18 protein-coding genes and 1 pseudogene are annotated in these 19,431 nt (G+C 69.3%); 4 read left to right on the forward strand and 15 right to left on the reverse strand.

Annotation, left to right across the window (positions count from 1 at the left end; translation table 11 throughout):
* From AWB94_RS34695 to AWB94_RS22610, 12 genes and pseudogenes are all read right to left on the reverse strand, one after another.
* A pseudogene (locus AWB94_RS34695) lies at nt 1-206 on the reverse strand (mannosyltransferase); the annotation flags it as partial.
* A 93-nt stretch (nt 207-299) separates the two neighbouring features.
* Nucleotides 300-884 (reverse strand): pyridoxal 5'-phosphate synthase glutaminase subunit PdxT, encoded by a 585-nt coding sequence (gene pdxT, locus AWB94_RS22560; RefSeq protein ID WP_062659307.1) that lies wholly within the window; start codon nt 882-884, stop codon nt 300-302.
* A complete protein-coding gene (tesB, locus tag AWB94_RS22565) occupies nt 881-1,726 on the reverse strand; it encodes an acyl-CoA thioesterase II (protein WP_062659308.1) in 846 nt (281 codons plus the stop codon). The genes pdxT and tesB overlap by 4 nt, the downstream gene beginning before the upstream one ends.
* Nucleotides 1,727-1,735: 9 nt before the next feature.
* The gene (gene pdxS, locus AWB94_RS22570) at nt 1,736-2,677 is read right to left on the reverse strand and encodes a pyridoxal 5'-phosphate synthase lyase subunit PdxS (RefSeq protein WP_084395459.1); all 942 of its coding nucleotides are present in this window, start codon (nt 2,675-2,677) and stop codon (nt 1,736-1,738) included.
* Between the two features lie 67 nt (nt 2,678-2,744).
* Nucleotides 2,745-3,779, reverse strand: a complete 1,035-nt coding sequence (locus AWB94_RS22575) for an NUDIX hydrolase (protein ID WP_062659309.1) — start codon at nt 3,777-3,779, stop codon at nt 2,745-2,747.
* Nucleotides 3,779-4,903, reverse strand: a complete 1,125-nt coding sequence (locus AWB94_RS22580; protein WP_062659310.1) for a glycosyltransferase family 4 protein — start codon at nt 4,901-4,903, stop codon at nt 3,779-3,781. Before AWB94_RS22580 ends, AWB94_RS22575 begins: the two co-directional genes overlap by 1 nt.
* Before the next feature lie 9 nt (nt 4,904-4,912).
* Nucleotides 4,913-5,833: a phosphatidylinositol mannoside acyltransferase gene (locus AWB94_RS22585; RefSeq protein ID WP_062659370.1), complete on the reverse strand. Its 921-nt coding sequence runs from the start codon at nt 5,831-5,833 to the stop codon at nt 4,913-4,915.
* A gap of 26 nt (nt 5,834-5,859) precedes the next feature.
* Complete coding sequence (gene pgsA, locus AWB94_RS22590) at nt 5,860-6,519, reverse strand: phosphatidylinositol phosphate synthase (RefSeq protein WP_062659311.1); 660 nt, start codon at nt 6,517-6,519, stop codon at nt 5,860-5,862.
* 8 nt (nt 6,520-6,527) lie between these two features.
* Entirely contained in the window at nt 6,528-7,169 is a 642-nt protein-coding gene (locus AWB94_RS22595; RefSeq protein ID WP_062659312.1) for an ATP adenylyltransferase, read from the reverse strand.
* Nucleotides 7,170-7,191: 22 nt separating this feature from the next.
* Nucleotides 7,192-9,240, reverse strand: a complete 2,049-nt coding sequence (gene thrS, locus AWB94_RS22600) for a threonine--tRNA ligase (protein WP_062659313.1) — start codon at nt 9,238-9,240, stop codon at nt 7,192-7,194.
* Between the two features lie 53 nt (nt 9,241-9,293).
* Nucleotides 9,294-9,725, reverse strand: coding sequence for a TIGR02611 family protein (locus AWB94_RS22605; RefSeq protein ID WP_062659371.1), 432 nt, complete (start codon nt 9,723-9,725; stop codon nt 9,294-9,296).
* A 20-nt stretch (nt 9,726-9,745) separates the two neighbouring features.
* Complete coding sequence (locus AWB94_RS22610) at nt 9,746-10,366, reverse strand: PaaI family thioesterase (RefSeq protein WP_165605390.1); 621 nt, start codon at nt 10,364-10,366, stop codon at nt 9,746-9,748.
* Nucleotides 10,367-10,564: 198 nt separating this feature from the next.
* Between AWB94_RS22610 and AWB94_RS22615 the strand changes: the two genes are divergently transcribed.
* From AWB94_RS22615 to AWB94_RS22630, 4 genes are all read left to right on the forward strand, one after another.
* Nucleotides 10,565-11,308, forward strand: coding sequence for a (Fe-S)-binding protein (locus AWB94_RS22615; protein ID WP_062659314.1), 744 nt, complete (start codon nt 10,565-10,567; stop codon nt 11,306-11,308).
* Complete coding sequence (locus tag AWB94_RS22620; protein WP_062659315.1) at nt 11,305-12,774, forward strand: LutB/LldF family L-lactate oxidation iron-sulfur protein; 1,470 nt, start codon at nt 11,305-11,307, stop codon at nt 12,772-12,774. The genes AWB94_RS22615 and AWB94_RS22620 overlap by 4 nt, the downstream gene beginning before the upstream one ends.
* Nucleotides 12,771-13,376, forward strand: coding sequence for a LutC/YkgG family protein (locus tag AWB94_RS22625; RefSeq protein ID WP_062659316.1), 606 nt, complete (start codon nt 12,771-12,773; stop codon nt 13,374-13,376). Before AWB94_RS22620 ends, AWB94_RS22625 begins: the two co-directional genes overlap by 4 nt.
* A 117-nt stretch (nt 13,377-13,493) precedes the next feature.
* Nucleotides 13,494-14,957, forward strand: a complete 1,464-nt coding sequence (locus tag AWB94_RS22630; protein WP_062659317.1) for an HNH endonuclease signature motif containing protein — start codon at nt 13,494-13,496, stop codon at nt 14,955-14,957.
* Between the two features lie 7 nt (nt 14,958-14,964).
* Here the strand turns inward: AWB94_RS22630 and AWB94_RS22635 are convergent, their stop codons facing one another.
* From AWB94_RS22635 to AWB94_RS22645, 3 genes are read right to left on the reverse strand one after another with little or no spacing between them, the layout of a single operon-like run.
* Entirely contained in the window at nt 14,965-15,960 is a 996-nt protein-coding gene (locus AWB94_RS22635; RefSeq protein WP_062659373.1) for a LacI family DNA-binding transcriptional regulator, read from the reverse strand.
* Nucleotides 15,961-15,976: 16 nt separating this feature from the next.
* Complete coding sequence (locus AWB94_RS22640; RefSeq protein ID WP_062659318.1) at nt 15,977-17,398, reverse strand: rhamnulokinase; 1,422 nt, start codon at nt 17,396-17,398, stop codon at nt 15,977-15,979.
* Complete coding sequence (locus AWB94_RS22645; protein ID WP_062659319.1) at nt 17,395-19,428, reverse strand: bifunctional rhamnulose-1-phosphate aldolase/short-chain dehydrogenase; 2,034 nt, start codon at nt 19,426-19,428, stop codon at nt 17,395-17,397. Before AWB94_RS22645 ends, AWB94_RS22640 begins: the two co-directional genes overlap by 4 nt.
* Between the last annotated feature and the right edge of the window lie 3 nt (nt 19,429-19,431).

The following is a 19,431-nucleotide window of genomic DNA, read 5'->3' on the forward strand; positions in this document are numbered from 1 at the left end:
CAGTCCTGCGACCCGGCCTGCGCCGCCGCGGCATAGAACTGATTGCCCATCCCATTGACCGTGATATGCCACAGATAGAGCACCGCCGTCGCCACCAGCAGCACCGGCAGCGCCCAGCGCTGGAGATTCTTCGGCCGCGCGGAAGGAAAGTCACGGTCGGGGTGGGTCGGCGGTACGAAGAACGTCGCGGTCGTTCGGAGTGTCACATAGCCATTGAGGACTCGCTACATGTGAACAGGCTGTGCACGCCACCGGCGGCCGCTGTGACAGCAAACTCCATGGCGGCGTTGGCCGAACGTTCACCCGAGCGAGTCGACGAACAGCTTGTGCACCCGCCGGTCACCGGTCACCTCGGGATGGAAAGCCGTCGCCAGCATGCGGCCCTGCCGCACCGCGACGGGATGGCCGCCGGCGCGGGCCAACACCTCGACCTCGGGGCCCACCCGCTCCACCCAGGGCGCGCGGATGAACACCGCATGCACGTGGCCGTCCAACCCCTCGAACGCGATGTCCTCTTCGAAAGAGTCGACCTGGCGCCCGAAGGCGTTGCGCCGCACCGTCATGTCGATGCCGTGTAGCGGCTCGGCCCGCCGGCCTTCGGCGCCGGCATCCAGGATCTCGTCGGCCAGCAGGATCATCCCGGCGCACGATCCATAGGCCGGCATACCGTCGGCCAGCCGGGCACGCACTGGCTCCAGAAGCTCGAACTCCCGCAGCAGATGGCTGATGGCGGTGGATTCGCCGCCGGGAATCACCAGGGCGTCAACCGATTTCAGCTCCGAAAGTCGGCGCACCGTGAGCGCGTCGGCGCCGGCCTCGCGCAGCGCGGCCAAATGCTCGCGGGTATCGCCCTGCAGGGCGAGCACCCCGACCCGGACGGTCACTTGGCGGGCGGGACGAAATCCCGCCGGTAGCGGGTCAGCCCCTCCTGCATGACGGCCGCGACCATCTCGCCGTACTGGTTGAACAACTTGCCCTGGGTCAGGGCGCGGCCACCGCACGCCGAGGGCGAGGACTGGTCATACAGCAACCACTCGTCGGCGCGGAACGGCCGCATGAACCACATGGCGTGATCCAGCGACGCGATGTTCAGGTGCTTACGTTCCTCCAGATGGTTCACCTGAGCAGAGCCGAGCAGGGTGAGATCGCTGAGGTAAGCGAGCGCGCAGATGTGCAGCACCGAGTCGTCGGGCAGCGGGTCGCGGTGGCGGAACCACACCTGCTGCTGCGACGCCTTGCCCGCCACCTTGGCGACCCGGTCCCGCGGCACGATGCGGACATCCCATTCGGCGAACTGGGCGAATCCGGCGTCGTCGAACGCACCGCCGGACCGGAACCCGGGCAGGTCGTCCGGACCTGGCGCGGCCGGCATCGCGTCCTGGTGCTCGATACCGCTCTGGTCGGCCTGGAAGGACGCCGACATGCTGAAGATGGTCTGGCCGTGCTGGATCGCACTCACCCGGCGGGTGCAGAACGATCCGCCGTCGCGGATCCGCTCGACCAGATACACCGACGGTGCACGGGCGTCACCGGGCCGCAGAAAGTACCCGTGCAGCGAGTGCACCTGGAACTTCGGGTCGACCGTGCGAACGGCCGACACCAGGGACTGGCCGGCGACGTGCCCACCGAACGTGCGCTGCAGGAAACCCGACTCCGGGCTGAACACCCCACCGCGATAGATATTGACCTCGAGCTGTTCCAGGTCGAGGATCTCTTCAATCGCCACGGATCGTGTTTACCAGCCGCGTTCGGCGAGCCTGTGCGGGACCGGGATGTCGTCGACGTTGATGCCGACCATCGCCTCGCCCAGACCACGGGAGACCTTGGCCAGCACATCGGGATCGTCGTAGAAGGTGGTGGCTTTCACGATGGCCGCCGCCCGCGCGGCCGGGTCACCGGACTTGAAGATGCCCGAGCCGACGAACACGCCCTCGGCGCCGAGCTGCATCATCATCGCCGCATCCGCCGGGGTCGCGATGCCGCCGGCGGTGAACATCGTGACCGGCAGCTTGCCGGCCCGGGCCACCTCGACCACCAGGTCGTAGGGGGCCTGCAGTTCCTTGGCCGCGACGAACAGTTCGTCTTCGGACAGCGAGGTGAGCCGGCGGATCTCGGCGCCGATGGTCCGCATATGAGTGGTGGCGTTGGAGACGTCCCCGGTGCCGGCCTCACCCTTGGACCGGATCATCGCCGCACCCTCGGTGATGCGGCGCAGCGCCTCACCCAGGTTGGTGGCGCCACAGACGAACGGCACGGTGAAGCGCCACTTGTCGATGTGGTTGGCGTAGTCGGCCGGGGTCAGCACCTCGGACTCGTCGATGTAGTCCACACCCAGGCTCTGCAGGATCTGCGCCTCGACGAAATGCCCGATGCGGGCCTTGGCCATCACCGGGATGGTGACCGCGTCGATGATGCCCTCGATCATGTCCGGATCGCTCATCCGTGACACCCCGCCCTGGGCGCGGATGTCGGCGGGCACCCGCTCCAAGGCCATCACCGCCACCGCACCGGCGGCCTCGGCAATCCGGGCCTGCTCCGGGGTGACCACGTCCATGATGACGCCGCCCTTGAGCATCTCGGCCATCCCGCGCTTCACCCGGGCGGTGCCGGTCTGGTTACCGTTGCTAACTGCCGCACCGATTCCCCGGTCGCTGCGCTCCTGCCCGCCGAAATCCATCGCTTTCTCCTCCAGTTCACTACTGATCCAGTCTAAAGGTGGCGCCAAATCAATTGAATCCGCAGCCTCAACGGATCTGTTGAGGCTGCGTTCCGGGCCCGGCGCCGCGCACATCGGCGAGCTCTCCGGCCCGCGTCAGGAACTCGCCGAGCTGCAGCGGATACACCGACTCACCCTTGGCGACCAGCTCGTCGATCATTGTCGCATCGCACCAGCGGTGGCCGTGAATGTAGCGGCGTTCCAGCGCCGTGCGGCCGGTCGCCACGGGTTCGAACCGGCCGGTGCGGTGCACGAAGTACAGCTCCTCGCTGCGCACCACCGCCCCGTTGAAGTCGATGATGGCGTCCCGCCGCCACACCGGTCCGACGAGGTCGGCCGCGGACACCCGCAGGCCGGTCTCCTCGAACAGTTCGCGGGCCGCCGTGTCCGCCAGCTCCTCGCCGGGTTCGACGGCGCCGCCGATCGTGAACCACCAGAGCCGCGCGTCCTCGCCGTCGCGGGCCGGGTCGGATCCGCGGAACAACAGCACGCAGCCGTCCTCGTCGAGCAGCACCACCCGCGCCGACACCCGCCTGCTGACCGATCCGGTGTCCCGCGCCGCCGGTCCGGCGCGTTCGGCGATCTCGAAATAGCTCGGCAGCGCCGCGGTACCACCGAGGTGCAGCAGCCGCACCATGGGCCGTTCGCGCAGCGCCAGGGTGTCCCGCACGGCGTCGTTGTGGAACCGGCGGGCCAGCAACACCCGGGCCTCGGCATCGGCGAGTTCGGCGACCAGGGCCACCGGCAGCGCCGAGGGGATGACGGAGCCCAGCGCCGCGGACAGTTCGTTCTCGGCGGCCTCGCGTGCCGCACGGGGGGCGCGTTCGGCGGCGTCGGCCAGCGCCGCGAGTCGCTTGCCCTCGGGTTCCTGACCGAAGGCGTCGACGGCCACCGCCCGCGCGACCACCGCTCGCCGGGCCAGTGCGGCGTCCAGCGCCTGCCAGGACAGGTCGTACCGGACGTGCAGGCGGTCCAGCCGGTTGGCAGTCAGATAGGCCCAGGAACCGGTCAGCAGGATCGCGGCGCCGATCAGCACCGCCAGCACGATCGTCAGGACCAGCACTAGTCGGCCACCCGCACGCGCACCCCGGACATCGCCACCGTCTCGTACACCCGCATGATGTCGGCGGCCACCACCGACCAGTCGTAGCGACGCACGACGGTGTCTCCCACCTCGACGTAGCGGGCCCGCAGGGTGTCGTCGCCGAGCACCGCGATCAGCGCCTCGGCCAGCGCGCCGGCGTCGTCGACGGGGACCAGCCGACCGGCCCGGCCGTTGTCGAGCACCCGCCGGAAGGCATCCAGATCGCTGGCCACCACCGCGGTGCCGGCCGCCATCGCCTCCACCAGCACGATGCCGAAACTCTCACCGCCGGTGTTGGGTGCGCAGTACACGTCGGCGCTGCGCAGCGCCGCGGCCTTGGTGGCGTCGTCGACCTGGCCGAGGAAGCGCAGATGTGCGGCCAGGTCACCGGCCTTCTCGGCCAGCGCCGACGCGTCACCGCGGCCTACCACCAGGACCTCGATATCCGGAAAGGCCGCGGCCAGCCGGGGCAGCGCGCCCAGCAGTACGTCCATTCCCTTGCGCGGCTCGTCGAAACGGCCGAGGAACAGCACGCACCGGCCGGGACGCGGGTAGCCGTCCAGCAGCGGCGCCGAGGCGAACGTCGCGACCGGCACCCCGTTGGGAATCTCGACGGCGTCGGAGCCCAGTGCCTCCATCTGCCACCGCCGCGCCAGATCCGACACCGCGATGCGGCCGACGATCTTCTCGTGCCACGGTCGCAGGATTCCCTGGAAGACGCTGAGGGTCAACGACTTCGTGGTGGAGGTGTGGAAGGTGGCGACGATCGGTCCCTCGGCGATCATCAGCGCCAGCATCGACAGGCTCGGGGCATTCGGCTCGTGCAGGTGCAGCACGTCGAAATCGCCTTGGCTGAGCCATTTCTTGACGGTGCGGTGGGTGGCCGGACCGAACCGCAACCGGGCCACCGACCCGTTGTACGGGATGGGCACGGCCTTGCCGCCCGACACCACATAGTCCGGCACCTGCACATGCGGCGAGGACGGCGCCAACACGCTGACCACATGCCCCTGTGACCGGAACACCTCCGCGAGCTGCAGCACATGAGCCTGCACGCCCCCGGGGACGTCGAATGAGTACGGGCACACCATCCCGATGCGCATCGACGCTCCCTACCGGCCCTCGAGCCGAGCGCGGCGATCGTCGGAGAGGTCGGCCAGCCACTGCGGCTGCAGCATGTGCCAATCCGCCGGGTACTGGGCGATATTCGCCGCGAAATGGTCGGCCAACGCCTGCGTGATCACGGTGACGTCACCCGAGGATGTGTCCAGCGGCCCGTGGATGCGGGTGCCCCAGCCGTCGCCGGAGAACCAGCAGTGCGTGGGCAGCAGCGCCGCACCGGTCTCCAGCGCGAGCCGCGCGGGGCCGGCGGGCAACCGGGTGGCCTCACCGAAGAACTCCACTTCGATACCGGAGCGTGTCAGGTCACGGTCGGCCATCAGACACACCAGTCCGTTGGCGCGCAGCCGGTCGCCGAGCACCTCGCCGGGTGGGCGCGCCCCGCCGTTGAGCGGCAGCACCTCGAATCCCAGGCTCTCCCGGTAGTCCACGAACCGCTGATACAGCGACTCCGGCTTCAGTCGTTCGGCGACGGTGGCGAACCGGCCGTAGGTGTTGGTCAACCACACGCCGGCCATATCCCAGTTCCCGCTGTGCGGCAGGGCCAGCACGGCGCCTCGGCCGGCAGCCAGCGCGTCGGCGACATGCTCGTCGCCCTCGACCAGTTCCTGCAGCCGGGCCGCGAGCACCCGGTGGTCCATGGACGGCAGCCGGAACGCCTCCCGCCAGTACCGGGCGTAGGACGCCAAAGATGCCCGGATCAGGCTTGCGGGCACCTCTGCGGGGCGCACCCCCACGATGCGGGCCAGGTTCTTGCGCAATTGCTCGGGGCCGCCACCGCGGGCCGCGTACCGCGCACCGGCCTCGAACATGTTGCGGGCGGCGAACTCCGGCATCGCCCGCACCACCCGCCAGCCCGCGGCGTAACCGAGGTCGGTGAGCTCACCCCCCAGCGGTACACGCCGTCCACGCACCTTGGGCAGTCCCGCCGACGGTGTGCTCACTCTTCGCCCACCTCGGTCGCCGGGGGCGTCGGGGTCAGTGGATCCATGGCACCCGGCGACGTCCGCACCGCGTGCAACCGCTGGGCGACGGTCACCACACTGGCCAGGGCCAGCAACCACATCGCGATCTCCAAGATCAGCGGAACGCCGAACAGGCCGCTCAACCCGGCACCGGTCAAGGTGATGATGAGCCGTTCCGGACGTTCGATGATGCCGCCGTCCCCGCGCAGGCCGCTGGCCTCGGCGCGGGCCTTGATATACGAGATGACCTGCGAAGTCACCAAACAGATCAGAATGGCCACCACCAGCTGGGCATTGTGCATGCCGAACGCCGCCCACCAGGCCAGGCCGCAGAACACCGCACCGTCGGCGATCCGGTCGCAGGTCGCGTCCAGCACCGCCCCGAACCGGCTGCCGCCGCCGCGTTCTCGGGCCATGGCACCGTCGAGCATGTCGGCCAGCACGAAGAACCACACCACCAGCGCGCCATACCAGAGCTGGCCGATCGGGAACAGTGTCAGCGCACCGAGAACCGACGCGGCGGTTCCCAGCACCGTGATGCTGTCGGGGGTGAATCCGGCGCGCAGCGCCGCCCTGGCGACCGGTCCGGACAGCTTGACGTACGCCGCCCGGGTCATCAGGTAGAAGTCACTCATCTGCCCGACTACTCCCCCGTCGCTTCGCTCGCCCGGTCCTGCTCCCCCGTCGCTTCGCTCGCCCGGTCCTGCTCCCCCGTCGCTTCGCTCGCCCGGTCCTGCTCCACCCACTCGGCGGCCAGCAGTTCGCGTGTGTCGCGCAACAGCTGCGGGATCACCTTCGAGCCGCCGATGATGGTGATGAAGTTGGCGTCGCCACCCCAGCGCGGCACCACGTGCATGTGCAGGTGCTCGGCGAGCGACCCGCCGGCCGAGGTGCCCAGGTTCAACCCGACGTTGAATCCGTGCGGCCGCGACACCGCCTTGATGACGCGAATCGCCTTCTGGGTGAACGCCATCAGCTCGGCACTCTCCTGCGAGGTGAGGTCTTCCAGCTCGGACACCCGCCGGTACGGCACCACCATGAGATGACCCGGGTTGTACGGGTACAGGTTGAGCACTGCGTAGACCAGCTCACCGCGGGCGACCATCAGGCCGTCCTCGTCGGCCATCTGCGGGATGTCGGTGAACGGTTCCGAGGACAGCGCCGACCCGGCGCCCTTCTTCATGGGTGACTCGGCGATGTAGCTCATCCGGTGCGGGGTCCACAGCCGCTGCAGATGGTCGGGATCGCCGGCACCGGTGTCCACGATCCGATCCCCGTCGGTCATGCGCGTACCCCGTAAGCGTGGCTCACGCGTCCACCTTGAACAGATCGGCATTGGGCGTTGCATTCTCACGCCGGGCGACCCAGTCGGCAATGGCAGCCACGGCCGCCTCGCGGGGCACACCGTTGATCTGGCTGCGGTCCCCGAACCGGAAGGAAACGGCCCCCGACTCGATGTCGGTGTCTCCCGCGAGCAGCATGAACGGCACCTTCTGGTTGGTGTGGTTCACGATCTTCTTGGCCATCCGGTCATCGCTGGCATCCACCTCGACCCGGATTCCGACCGACTTCAGTTGGGCGGCAATCTCTTCCAGATACGGCACGTGTTTGTCGGCGACCGGCACCCCGACCACCTGCACCGGCGCCAGCCAGGCCGGGAACGCCCCCGCGTAATGCTCGGTGAGCACGCCGAAGAACCGCTCGATCGACCCGAACAGCGCTCGGTGGATCAGCACCGGGCGCTGCCGGCTGCCGTCGGCGGCGGTGTACTCCAGCTCGAATCGGTCGGGCATGTTGAAATCCAGCTGAATGGTCGACATCTGCCAGTGCCGGCCCAGCGCGTCCTTGACCTGCACCGAGATCTTGGGTCCGTAGAACGCCGCGCCGCCCGGGTCGGGCACCAACGCCAGCCCGGATCCCTCGGCCACTTCGCGCAGCGTCGCGGTGGCTTCCTCCCACAGCTCGTCGGATCCGACCGACTTCGCCGGATCCCGGGTGGACAGCTCCAGGTAGAAGTCGTCCAGTCCGTAGTCTGAGAGCAGGTCCAGCACGAATCCCAGCAGCGAGGCCAGCTCGTCGCGCATCTGTTCGCGGGTGGTGTAGATGTGCGCATCGTCTTGCGTCATGCCGCGTACCCGGGTCAGTCCGTGCACGACGCCGGACTTCTCATACCGGTACACCGACCCGAATTCGAAGAGCCGCAAGGGCAATTCGCGGTAGGACCGGCCGCGGGACCGGTAGATGAGGTGGTGCATCGGGCAGTTCATCGGCTTCAGGTAGTAGTCCTGGCCGGGCTTGCGCACACTGCCGTCCGGGTTGTACTCCGCGTCGATCTGCATCGGCGGGAACATGCCGTCGGCGTACCACTCCAGGTGGCCCGACGTGATGTACAGGTTCTCCTTGGTGATGTGCGGGGTGTTGACGAACTGGTAGCCGGCCTGCTCGTGTTTGCGCCGCGAGTAGTCCTCCAGTTCCTTGCGGATGATGCCGCCCTTGGGGTGGAAGACGGGCAGGCCGGAGCCGAGCTCGTCGGGGAAGCTGAACAGGTCGAGTTCCACCCCGAGCTTGCGGTGGTCCCGACGCTGCGCCTCTTCGATGAGCTCCAGATGCCGGTCCAGCGCCTCCTGCGATTCCCACGCGGTGCCGTACACGCGCTGCAGGCTGGCGTTGTTCTGGTCGCCGCGCCAGTACGCCGCGCTGCTGCGGGTCAGCTTGAACGCCGGGATGTACTTCGTGGTGGGGATGTGCGGCCCGCGGCACAGGTCACCCCAGATGCGTTCCTTGGTGCGGGCGTTGAGGTTGTCGTAGGCGGTCAGCTCGTCGCCCCCGACCTCCATGACGTCGGGGTCGCCGGATTTGTCGTCGACGAGCTCGAGCTTGTAGGGCTCGTCGGCCAGTTCCTGGCGGGCCTGCTCCTTGGATTCGTAGACGCGCCGGGAGAACAGCTGACCGTCCTTGACGATCTTGGCCATCCGCTTCTCCAGCTTGGCCAGGTCCTCCGGCGTGAACGGCTCGGCGACATCGAAGTCGTAGTAGAAGCCGTCGGTGATCGGCGGACCGATGCCCAGCTTGGCCTCCGGGAACAGCTCCTGCACGGCCTGGGCCAGCACATGCGCCGCCGAGTGCCGGATGACGCTGCGGCCGTCGTCGGTGTCGGCGGCCACCGGGACCACCTCGACATCGGCGTCGGGCGCCCAGGACAGGTCACGCAGCCGTCCGCCGGGGTCCCGCACCACCACGATGGCGTCCGGCGCGCCGCGTTCGGGAAGGCCGGCAGCGCGGACGGCCGCACCAGCGGTGGTCCCGGCAGCGACCCGGATCGGGGCTGCGGGGGCGGGGCTGGCGGCGGCGCTCATCGGGGACTCTCCTCAGGCAGGTACACAGAACGCGACCATGCTATCGGGGTGGGTCAGTCGGAGCCGATACCGATCGGGCTCTTCAGCCAGGGCGGTTGGAAGCCGATCAGATCGCCGAGCCAGTAGAGGGCACCCAGACCCCAGAGGCTGGCCACCACCACCAGCCCGGTGAAGGCCGCACTCAGGGCTTTCACGGCGATGTGCTGGCGGGCGAACCAGGCCATCACCGCGTCGTACCGTTTCTTCGCCCAGTGCAGCGCCACCTGGGCGGCGCGGAATTCGGTGGCCAGGATGGCCAGGCCCAGGAAGACGATCGCCCATCCCGGTCCGGGGTACGGGATGGCGACGATGCCGACAGCCAGCACCAGCAGGCCCACCACCCCGACGACGACGCGGTACACGAAATCGGCGACCGGGCGTCCCCGCAGCCGATCACGCCAGCGCGCCCAGCGCCGCTTGGCGGCCGAATACTTCGACTCGTTCACGGACTCGCCGACGGACTCGTTCACGGCTGCCCCGGCTTGAGCCGGATGAACAGGGCGTCGGCTTCGGTGAGCAGCTCGTCACCGTCGAGCAGCCGGCCGCTGACGAAGATCTTGCGCCCGTCGATCCGGTCGATTCCGGCGTCCACCTGCAGCTCCTTCTCGATCGGGACGATCTTGCGGTAGTCGATGCCCAGGTGCGCGGTGCGCTGGAACGGGCTCTTGGTCAGTTTGGCGGTGGTGAAGCCCAGGAGCGAATCGAACAGCAGGCCCAGCGCACCTCCGTGCACGGCACCGTTGCGGCCCAGATGGAAGCGCCGGAACCGGGCCGTCCCGCCGATCCGCCCGTCCTCGGTGACCACCAGGTCCACCGGCACGGTCATGATGTTGCCGCGGTTGGGCAGGTCCATCCGCCGGCCGGACGGGGAATGCCATTCGTCGGCCTCGTAGGGGGCCAGCAGCACCGACACCTTTTCGATCAGATCCGCCGCCTCGGCGATCACCGCGTCGGGCGCGTCGGCGGCGCGGGCGTGGTCCTGCAGTGTGCGCACCGCGTCGACGAACCGGCCGTAGTCCGGCCCGCCCTTGGTGGTGGGCTCGGGCGGGTTGAAGCCGCCGCCGGGGTGCGTCGCTGGGGTCACCACACCCGCCACGTTATTGCACGGTGGGCCGCGTGTATGCGCTGGACAGGTGGATCCGCTTGCAGCGCCACTCCATTGCCGGATACCGCCCCCGGATTGACTTATGACGGGCGTCACACTAACGTGATTGAAACGTTTCAATCATTCCGTCCGCACGTTCGCCGCCGTCGCGGCCGACACCGGCGCTAATCTGAGGACGCTATGCGAATCGCCCTGTTCGCGACCTGCCTGGCGGATGCGCTTTTTCCGCCGGCCGCCATCGCCACCGTCGCCCTGCTGGAGAGACTCGGCCACGAGGTGGTGTTTCCCACCGGTCAAACCTGTTGCGGGCAAATGCATATCAACACCGGCTATCTCGACGAGGCAACCGCGGTGGTGCGCCATCACGTTGACGTGTTCGAGGCGGCGGGTTGTGACGCCGTGGTGGCCCCCTCCGGATCGTGTGTGGGTTCGGTGCGCCACCAGCACGCCATGGTGGCCCGGCGCGCCGGTGACGAACGGCTGGCCGCCCGCGCCGAAGCCGTCGCCGCCCGCACCTTCGAACTCTCGGAATTCCTCGTCGACGTGCTCGGCCTCGACGATGTCGGGGCCTACTACCCGCACCGGGTCACCTACCACCCGACCTGCCACTCGTTGCGCATGCTGCGCGTCGGCGACAAGCCGCTGCGGCTGTTGCGCAATGTCCGCGGGTTGACGCTGGTGGAGTTGCCGGCCGCCGACTCGTGCTGCGGTTTCGGCGGCACCTTCGCCCTGAAGAACGCCGACACCTCGACCGCGATGCTCGCCGACAAGATGACCAACATCCTCGGCACCGGCGCCGAGGTGTGCAGCGCCGGGGACTCGTCGTGTCTCATGCACATCGGGGGCGGGCTGAGCCGGCTGCGCGTCGGCGTGCGCACCGTGCACCTGGCGGAGATCTTGGCCGGCCAAGGCGCGGGCTCGTGACGTTCCTGGGCACCCCCGGCGTCGGGAATCTGCGCGGCGACGTGCCGTTCCCCCGGGCCGCGCGCACCGCGCTCGACAATGCCCAGTTGCGCCGCAACATCGGTCACGCCACCCACACCATCCGCGCCAAACGCCTTGCCGCCGTGCAGGAATGCGATGACTGGGAAGAGCTGCGCGCCACCGGAAGCGCCGTCAAGCAGGATGTCATGGCCCGGCTGCCCGAGCTGCTCGAGCAATTGGAGCACAACGTCACCGCCCGCGGCGGTGTGGTGCACTGGGCGCGCGACGGCGCCGAGGCCAACCGCATCATCACCGCGCTGATCCGCGAAGCCGGCACCGACGAGGTGGTGAAGGTCAAATCGATGGCCACCCAGGAGATCGGGCTCAACGAGCACCTGGAGGCCGAAGGCATCGCGGCCTTCGAGACCGATCTGGCCGAACTGATAGTGCAACTCGGCCACGACAAACCCAGCCACATCCTGGTGCCGGCGATCCACCGCAACCGCGCCGAGATCCGCGAGATCTTCACCCGCGAGATGCCCGAGGCCGGCGAGCTGACCGACGATCCACGGGTGCTGGCGATGGCCGCCCGGGCCCATCTGCGGCGCAAGTTCCTCACCGCGAAGGTCGCCGTCAGCGGCGCGAATTTCGGTGTGGCCGAGACCGGTACGCTCGCCGTGGTCGAGTCGGAGGGCAACGGCCGGATGTGCCTGACCCTGCCGCAGACGCTGATCACCGTGATGGGCATCGAGAAGATCATCCCGACGTTCGCGGATCTGGAAGTGTTCATGCAACTGCTCCCCCGGTCTTCGACCGCGGAGCGGATGAACCCGTACACCTCGATGTGGACCGGGGTCCATCCCGGCGACGGCCCGCAGAGCTTCCACCTGGTGCTGCTGGACAACGGCCGCACCCGGGTGCTGGCCGACGAGGTGGGACGCGCTGCGCTGCACTGCATCCGGTGCAGCGCCTGCCTCAACGTGTGCCCGGTGTACGAACGCACCGGTGGCCACGCGTACGGGTCGGTGTATCCAGGGCCGATCGGGGCCATCCTGTCCCCGCAACTGACCGGCACCACGGGGCACGACGACCCCAACGCCAGCCTGCCCTATGCGTCGTCGTTGTGCGGGGCGTGTTTCGACGCCTGCCCGGTGCGCATCGACATCCCCTCGATCCTGGTGCATCTGCGGGCCCAGCAGGTGGATTCGGAAAGAGGGGTAAGGGGTGGGCTGCCGGGCGGGCAGGACCTGGCGATGAGGGCCGCGGGTTGGGCGATGTCGGCCCCCGGCCGGTTCGCGCTGGCCGAGAAGGCCCTCGGCGCGGGTCGGCTGCTCGCCGGCAAGGATCACCGCATCGCCACCCTGCCCTGGCCGGCGTCGAAATGGACCGCCAGTCGCGATATCCCCGAACCGCCGAAGGAGACCTTCCGGCAGTGGTGGGAGCGTACCCACGGGAGCGACTCATGACGGACGCGCGGGCGGCGGTGCTCGGCCGGATCCGGGCGGCGCTGGCGGGTGCACCTCCGGAAGCCGTTGTGGTACCGCGGGAATACGCGCGAGATCCGCTCACGGGCCCGCCCGACGTCGAGCGCTTCGCCGAGGCCGTCGCCGAGTACCGGGCCAGGGTGCACCGCGTCACCGATATCGCGGCGACGGTGCGCGGGCTCGTCGCGCCCGATGCGACCGTGCTGGTGCCCGCCGACATCCCGGCCGACTGGGTGACCGGCGTGCACACCGTCGTCGACGCTCCCCCGCTGGACGTTTCGGCGCTGGACCGGGCCGATGCCGTGCTCACCGGCTGCGCCGTCGGCATCGCGGCGACCGGGACCATCGTGCTGGACGCCGGATCCGCCCAGGGCCGCCGGGCGCTGACCCTGGTGCCCGATCACCACATCTGCGTGGTGCGCGCCGGGCAGATCGTCGACACCGTGCCGCAGGGCTTCGCCGCACTGGACCCGACCCGGCCGCTGACCTTCATCTCCGGGCCCAGCGCCACCAGTGATATCGAGTTGGAGCGAGTCGAAGGGGTGCACGGCCCACGGACGCTGGACGTGCTGATCGTGCCGTGAGTCCGGAGTTGGTGCCATTGCCCGCCTCCGAGCGACTTTTCAGCGACAACTCTCCAATGGTATTGCGGCGGTGCGCAATCGGTGACACCTGTCGGTCGATCCACGTAGTATGAACACATGTTCGAACGGGCCGAGGCGGATGCCGCAGCGCTGATCGACGCGCTGCGCGCAGCCACCCGGGCCGAAGCGGTGGCGGCCGCGGACCGATTGGCGGTGATCGCCGCGATCGTGGCGCACCACTGCGACGACGAGGACGACATGAGCGCCCACGCCGCGATCGACGGCTGGGAGTACGCCACCGCCGACGTATCGGCCGCCTGCGGGCTGTCCAAGCAGGCCGCCTCCGGTCAGATGCGCATCGCCGTCGCCCTGCGGGACCGGTTACCGAAGGTCGGGGCCCTGCTCGCCGCCGGCGAGATCTCGGCCAAGATCGCCGCCGCCATCACCTGGCGCACCCGGCTCGTGATCCACGACGAACCCCTGGCGCTCATCGACGCCGCGCTGGCAGGTATCGCGCCGCACCTCGGGACGTTGTCCCAGAAGGGACTGGAGGACGCCATCGACGTGTGGATCGAGAAGTTCGATCCATCCGCCGTGCACGGCACCCGCTGCGCCGCAAGCTCGCGGTACCTCGAATTCGGCGGCGCCGACGATCTCGCCGGCACGGTCGGTGTCTACGGGCGGTTGTTCGCCACCGATGCCGCCGCCCTGCGGGCCCGCCTCACCGCGATCGCCGCCACCGTGTGTGACGACGACCCGCGCACCACACCCCAGCGGATGGCCGACGCCCTCGGGGTGCTCGGCGCCGACCCGGGTGCCGAACGGCTCGCCTGCCTGTGCGGGAACCCGGATTGCCCAGCGGCACAGAAGGATCCGCGTTCAACCGCGGTCACGGTGTACGTGCTCACCGACTCGGCACCGCCATTGACTCCACCTCGCGACCCCGACCTGCATGGTGACGGGTCGCGCCGCGCGGACCACGTGGCGACCGTCGCCTCCCCCGGTGTGCTCATCGGTGGCGGCGTGCTGCCGGGCCCGTTGCTCACCGAACTCGTGGCCACCGGCGCCCGCATCGCGCCCCTGGCCGACCCCGCCGATCTGCCCGCCGTGCCCGGCTATCGCCCCACCACCAAGATCGCCACCTGGGTACGCACCCGGGATCTCGTCTGCGTCTTCCCCGGCTGCAACCGCTCCGCCCAGCATTGCGACCTCGACCACAGCGTGCCCTGGCCGGCCGGATCCACCCATCCCGGCAATCTGTCGGCCACGTGCCGCACCCACCACCTCCTCAAGACCTTCGGCGGCTGGACCAAACATCAGCACCCCGACGGATCACACATCTGGACCAGCCCCACCGGCCACGCCTACACCACCGTGCCGCTGAGCCGAATCCTGTTCCCCGACCGACACCTTGACACTCCGGCACCACCGCCCGTACCGGTCAGCGAAACCGCCGACCGGGGACTGGCCATGCCACAACGCCGCCGCACCCGTGCCGAGACGCGCGCCGCCCGCATCCACGCCGAACGACAACTCAACCAACACACCATCGACGAGAACGCCGAACCCCCGCCGTTTTGACGGCGCGTTATCCCGTCGAGGCCCGGACCACCAGTTCGGGTTGGAATACCACGTGTCTGGGCTTGTGCCGGCCGCCACCGTCCTCGGCGGCGGCGATCAGCAGGTCCACGGCGGTCGCCCCGATGTCGGCGGTCGGCTGCCGCACCGAGGTCAACGGCACAACGGCCGAGCGGGCGAAATCGATGTCGTCGTACCCGACGAGCGCGATGTCCTCCGGCACCCGCAGGTCACCCATCAGGGTCAGCGCCTGCAGCACCCCGATGGCCAACAGATCGTTGGCGCAGAACACCGCATCGGGGCGCCGCGCCGGGGGCCGCTCCCGCAACCGTTCGCCGACCGCGCGGCCGGCCAGCACGCTCAGCGCCGGGACATCGATGTTCTCCAGTTGGGCGCCAGGCGTTTCGGCGACGGCTTCGGCTGCACCGCGGCGCCGATCGCGGATCTGGCGCAGCGTATCCGGGCCCCCCACGAAGGCGATCCGCCGCCGGCCCGTCGCACACAGGTGGGTCACTGCCAGCCGGGCGCCGGCCACATCGTCCACCGCGACCGAATCGAAAGGTGTTCCGCTGCCGTCCCGGTCGACGAGCACCACCGGGGTGCCACGTTCGCGCAGCGCCGTCAACCGGCTCAGGTCGTCACTCACCGGTGACACCAGCAGCCCGTACACCCGTTGCTCGTCGAAGGCGTCGATATAGGCGCGTTCGCGCCCACCGTCGTCGTCGGAGGTGCCCAGCAGCACCGTCAGGTTGTGCTCACCGGCCCGGCGTTCGGCGGCCCTGGCGATATCGGTGAAGAATGGGTTGCCGATGTCCAGCACCACCAAGCCGACGCTGCGCGATCGGCCGGCCTTGAGCTGCCGGGCGGCGTCATTGCGGACGAAACCGAGGTGATCGATCGCCGCCTGCACCCGGGCCACCGTCGCGGGAGCCACCTTGTCCGGCGCATTGAGGACATTGGAGACCGTGCCGACCGACACCGAGGCCGCGGCAGCGACTTCCCGCATGCTCACCACGGGACCATCACACCATCACGGCGGCCCGATCGGCGCGTGGGACGTACCGGCGCGGCGGAAACCAGTCCGCGACCCGCCGCCGCAGGTCGTCCAGGTCACCGGTGACCAGGCCGTGGGCCCGCGCGGTCACCAGGATGTTGCCCAGCGCGGTGGCCTCGACCGGCCCGGCCAGCAGTGGCAGGCCCAGCCGGTCGGCGGTGAGCTGGCACAGCAGCTCGTTCTGCGATCCCCCGCCGACGATGTGCACGGCGTGCACCGGTGTGCCGGCCAGCTCGGCCGCGGTGCGCACCGCGGATGCGAACGCGGCGGCCAGGCTCTCCAGGATGGCCCGCACCAGCTGCGCCGGGCCGTCCGGCGCGGGCAGGCCGCGTTCGCGGTACCAGTTGGTGATCCGGGCCGGCATATCGCCCGGCGGCAGGAACCGTGCATCTTCGGTGTCGAACACGCCCGCCGGTGCCGGGGCCTGGGCGGCCTGCGACAGCAGCGCGGCGAGGTCGGCGCGGCGACCGTCACGGTCGAACTGGCGCACCGTTTCGCTGAGCAGCCACAGTCCCATCACGTTGTGCAGGAAGCGGTTCCGCCCGTCGGCGCCCGCCTCGTTGGTGAAATTGGCTGCCCGGCTCGCCTCGGTGACCACCGGGCCGGGCAGCTCCAAGCCGACCAGGCCCCAGGTACCGCACGAGATGTAGGCCGACGTGGCGGCGTCCATCGGGACAGCGGCGACCGCCGATGCGGTGTCATGGGAGGCCACCGCCACCACCTCGGCATCGAATCCCAAACCGGGCAGCACCCGCCCACACGGCGTCCCTGGCTCGACGATGCCGGGAAACACGTTGGGCGACAATCCGAGTCGCGACATCAGATCGGTATCCCAGGCACCGTCGAGCCCGAGCAGTCCGGTGGTGGACGCGTTCGTGTGTTCGGCGGCCCGCTGCCCGGTCAACCAGTAGGTCACCAGGTCCGGGATCAGCAGCACGGTGTCGGCCTGATCCAGTAGGTCCTCGGTGGCCAGTTGGTAGAGCGTGTTGAACGGCAGGAACTGCAACCCGTTGCGGGCGTACAGTTCGGCCGCGCCGATCCGCTGGTGCACCAGCTCCACGCCCCGTTCGGTGCGGGCATCCCGGTAGTGATGCGGCACCGACAGCAGCCGCCCGTCGCGCAGCAGCCCGTAGTCCACCGCCCAGGAGTCCACTCCGATGCCGACCAGCCGGTCGGATTCCCTTGCGGCACGGGTCAGCCCGCTGAGCACGTGGCCGTACAGCCCGGGCAGGTCCCAGTGCAGGGCCTGGCGTGCGCCGTTCCAGATGCTCACCGGGTCGTTGTCGAACCGGGCCACGGTGCGCATCTCGAACCGGTCCAGGTCCGCGACGATCACCCGCCCGCTGGTGGCCCCGAGGTCGACGGCGGCAACTTGAGCGCCGGCGCTCACCGCAGGAAGGCGGCCGCGACACCCGCATCCACCGGCACGTGCAGCCCGGTGGTGTGCGAGAAGTCGGACGTGCACAGCGCGAACGCGGCGTTGGCGATGTTCTCCGGCAGTACCTCGCGTTTGAGCAGGGTGCGCTGGGCGTAGTAGGCGCCGAGTTCCTCCTCCGGCACCCCGTACACCGCGGCCCGTTTGGCGCCCCAGCCGCCGGCGAAGATGCCCGATCCGCGCACCACTCCGTCGGGGTTGATGCCGTTGACCTTGATGCCGTGCTCCCCGAGTTCTGCGGCCAGCAGCCGAACCTGGTGCGCCTGGTCGGCCTTGGTGGCCGAGTAGGCGATGTTGTTGGGCCCGGCGAACACCGAGTTCTTCGACGAGATGTAGATGATGTCACCGCCCAGTTTCTGGTCGATCAGCGCCCGGGCCGCGGCCTTGGATACCAGGAAGGAACCGCGGGCCATCACGTTGTGCTGCAGATCCCAATCGGCGACGGTGGTGTCCAGCAGGGATTTCGACAGTGACAGTCCGGCATTGTTGACCACGATGTCGATGCCCCCGAAGGCCAGCACGCAGGCGTCGACGGCAGCCTGCACGGCGGTTTCATCGGTGACATCGGCAGCAATACCGATCGCCACATCCGGACCACCGATCTCTTCCGCTGCGGCAGCGGCTTTTCCGGCGTCCAGGTCGGCGATCACCACACAGGCGCCCTCGGCGGCCAGTCGGGTGGCGATGGCCTTGCCGATACCCGAGGCCGCCCCGGTGACCAGCGCGATGCGGGTGGCCAGCGGTTTGGGCTTGGGCATCCTGGCCAGCTTCGCCTCTTCCAGCGCCCAGTATTCGATGCGGAACTTCTCCGACTCGTCGATCGGTGCATAGTGCGAGATCGCCTCGGCGCCGCGCATCACGTTGATGGCGTTGAGATAGAACTCGCCGGCCACCCGCGCGGTCTGCTTGTCCTTGCCGTAACTGAACATGCCGACGCCGGGGATCAACACGATGGCCGGGTCGGCCCCCCGGATGGGTGGTGAGGCGGGATCAGCGTGCCGATCGTAGTACGCCCGATAGTCCGCGCGGTAGGCCTGGTGCAGCTCGGCCAACCGCGCCCTGCATTCGTCCAGCGAGGCGTCGGTGGGCAGGTCCAGCACCATCGGCTTGACCTTGGTGCGCAGGAAGTGGTCCGGGCAGCTGGTACCCAGCGCGGCCAGGCGCGGATGCTCCTCGCCGACAAGGAATTCCAGCACGCGCGGGTCATCGGTGAAGTGGCCCACCTGCGCCCGGTCGGTGGAGACCAGGCCCCGGATGAACGGCGCCAGCGCAGCGGCCCTGGCCCGGCGCTCGTCAACGGGTAGCGCGCCGAAGCCGGGCAGTACCCGGCCGAACGGTGCCGGGCGGCCGTTCTCGGCGATATAGCGTTCGGCGGTCTGGATGATCTCCAGCGAATGCGCCTCCGCCTGGGCCGATGTCGCACCCCACGCGGTGATGCCGTGCCCACCCAGGATGGTGCCGATGGCCTGCGGGTTGCGTTTCTTGATCTCGGCGATGTCCAGGCCCAGCTGGAACCCCGGGCGCCGCCAGGGCACCCACACCACTCGATCGCCGAAGATCTGTTTGGTCAGCGCCTCACCGTCGGCGGCCGTCGCCAGCGCGATCCCGGAGTCGGGGTGCAAGTGATCCACGTGGTCGGCTTCGACCAGGCCGTGCATGGCGGTGTCGATCGACGGCGCCGCGCCGCCGCGACCGTGCAGGCAGAAGTCGAAGGCGGCGACCATCTCGTCCTCCCGCTCCACGCCGGGATACACGTCCACCAGCGCCCGCATCCGGTCCAGGCGCAGCACCGCCAGGCCGTCCTCGGTCAGGGTGCCCAGATCGCCGCCGGAACCCTTGACCCACAACAGTTCCACCGGGGCGCCGGTCACGGGATCGCGGCCGATGCCCTTGGCCGAGGTGTTTCCGCCGGCGTAGTTGGTGTTCTTCGGATCCGATCCCAGCCGGTTGGACCGGGCGATCAGTTCGGTCACGGTGTCAGGCATGCG

Origin of the sequence: Mycolicibacterium canariasense, from assembly GCF_002101555.1 — a bacterium.
Classification (GTDB): Bacteria; Actinomycetota; Actinomycetes; order Mycobacteriales; family Mycobacteriaceae; genus Mycobacterium; species Mycobacterium canariasense.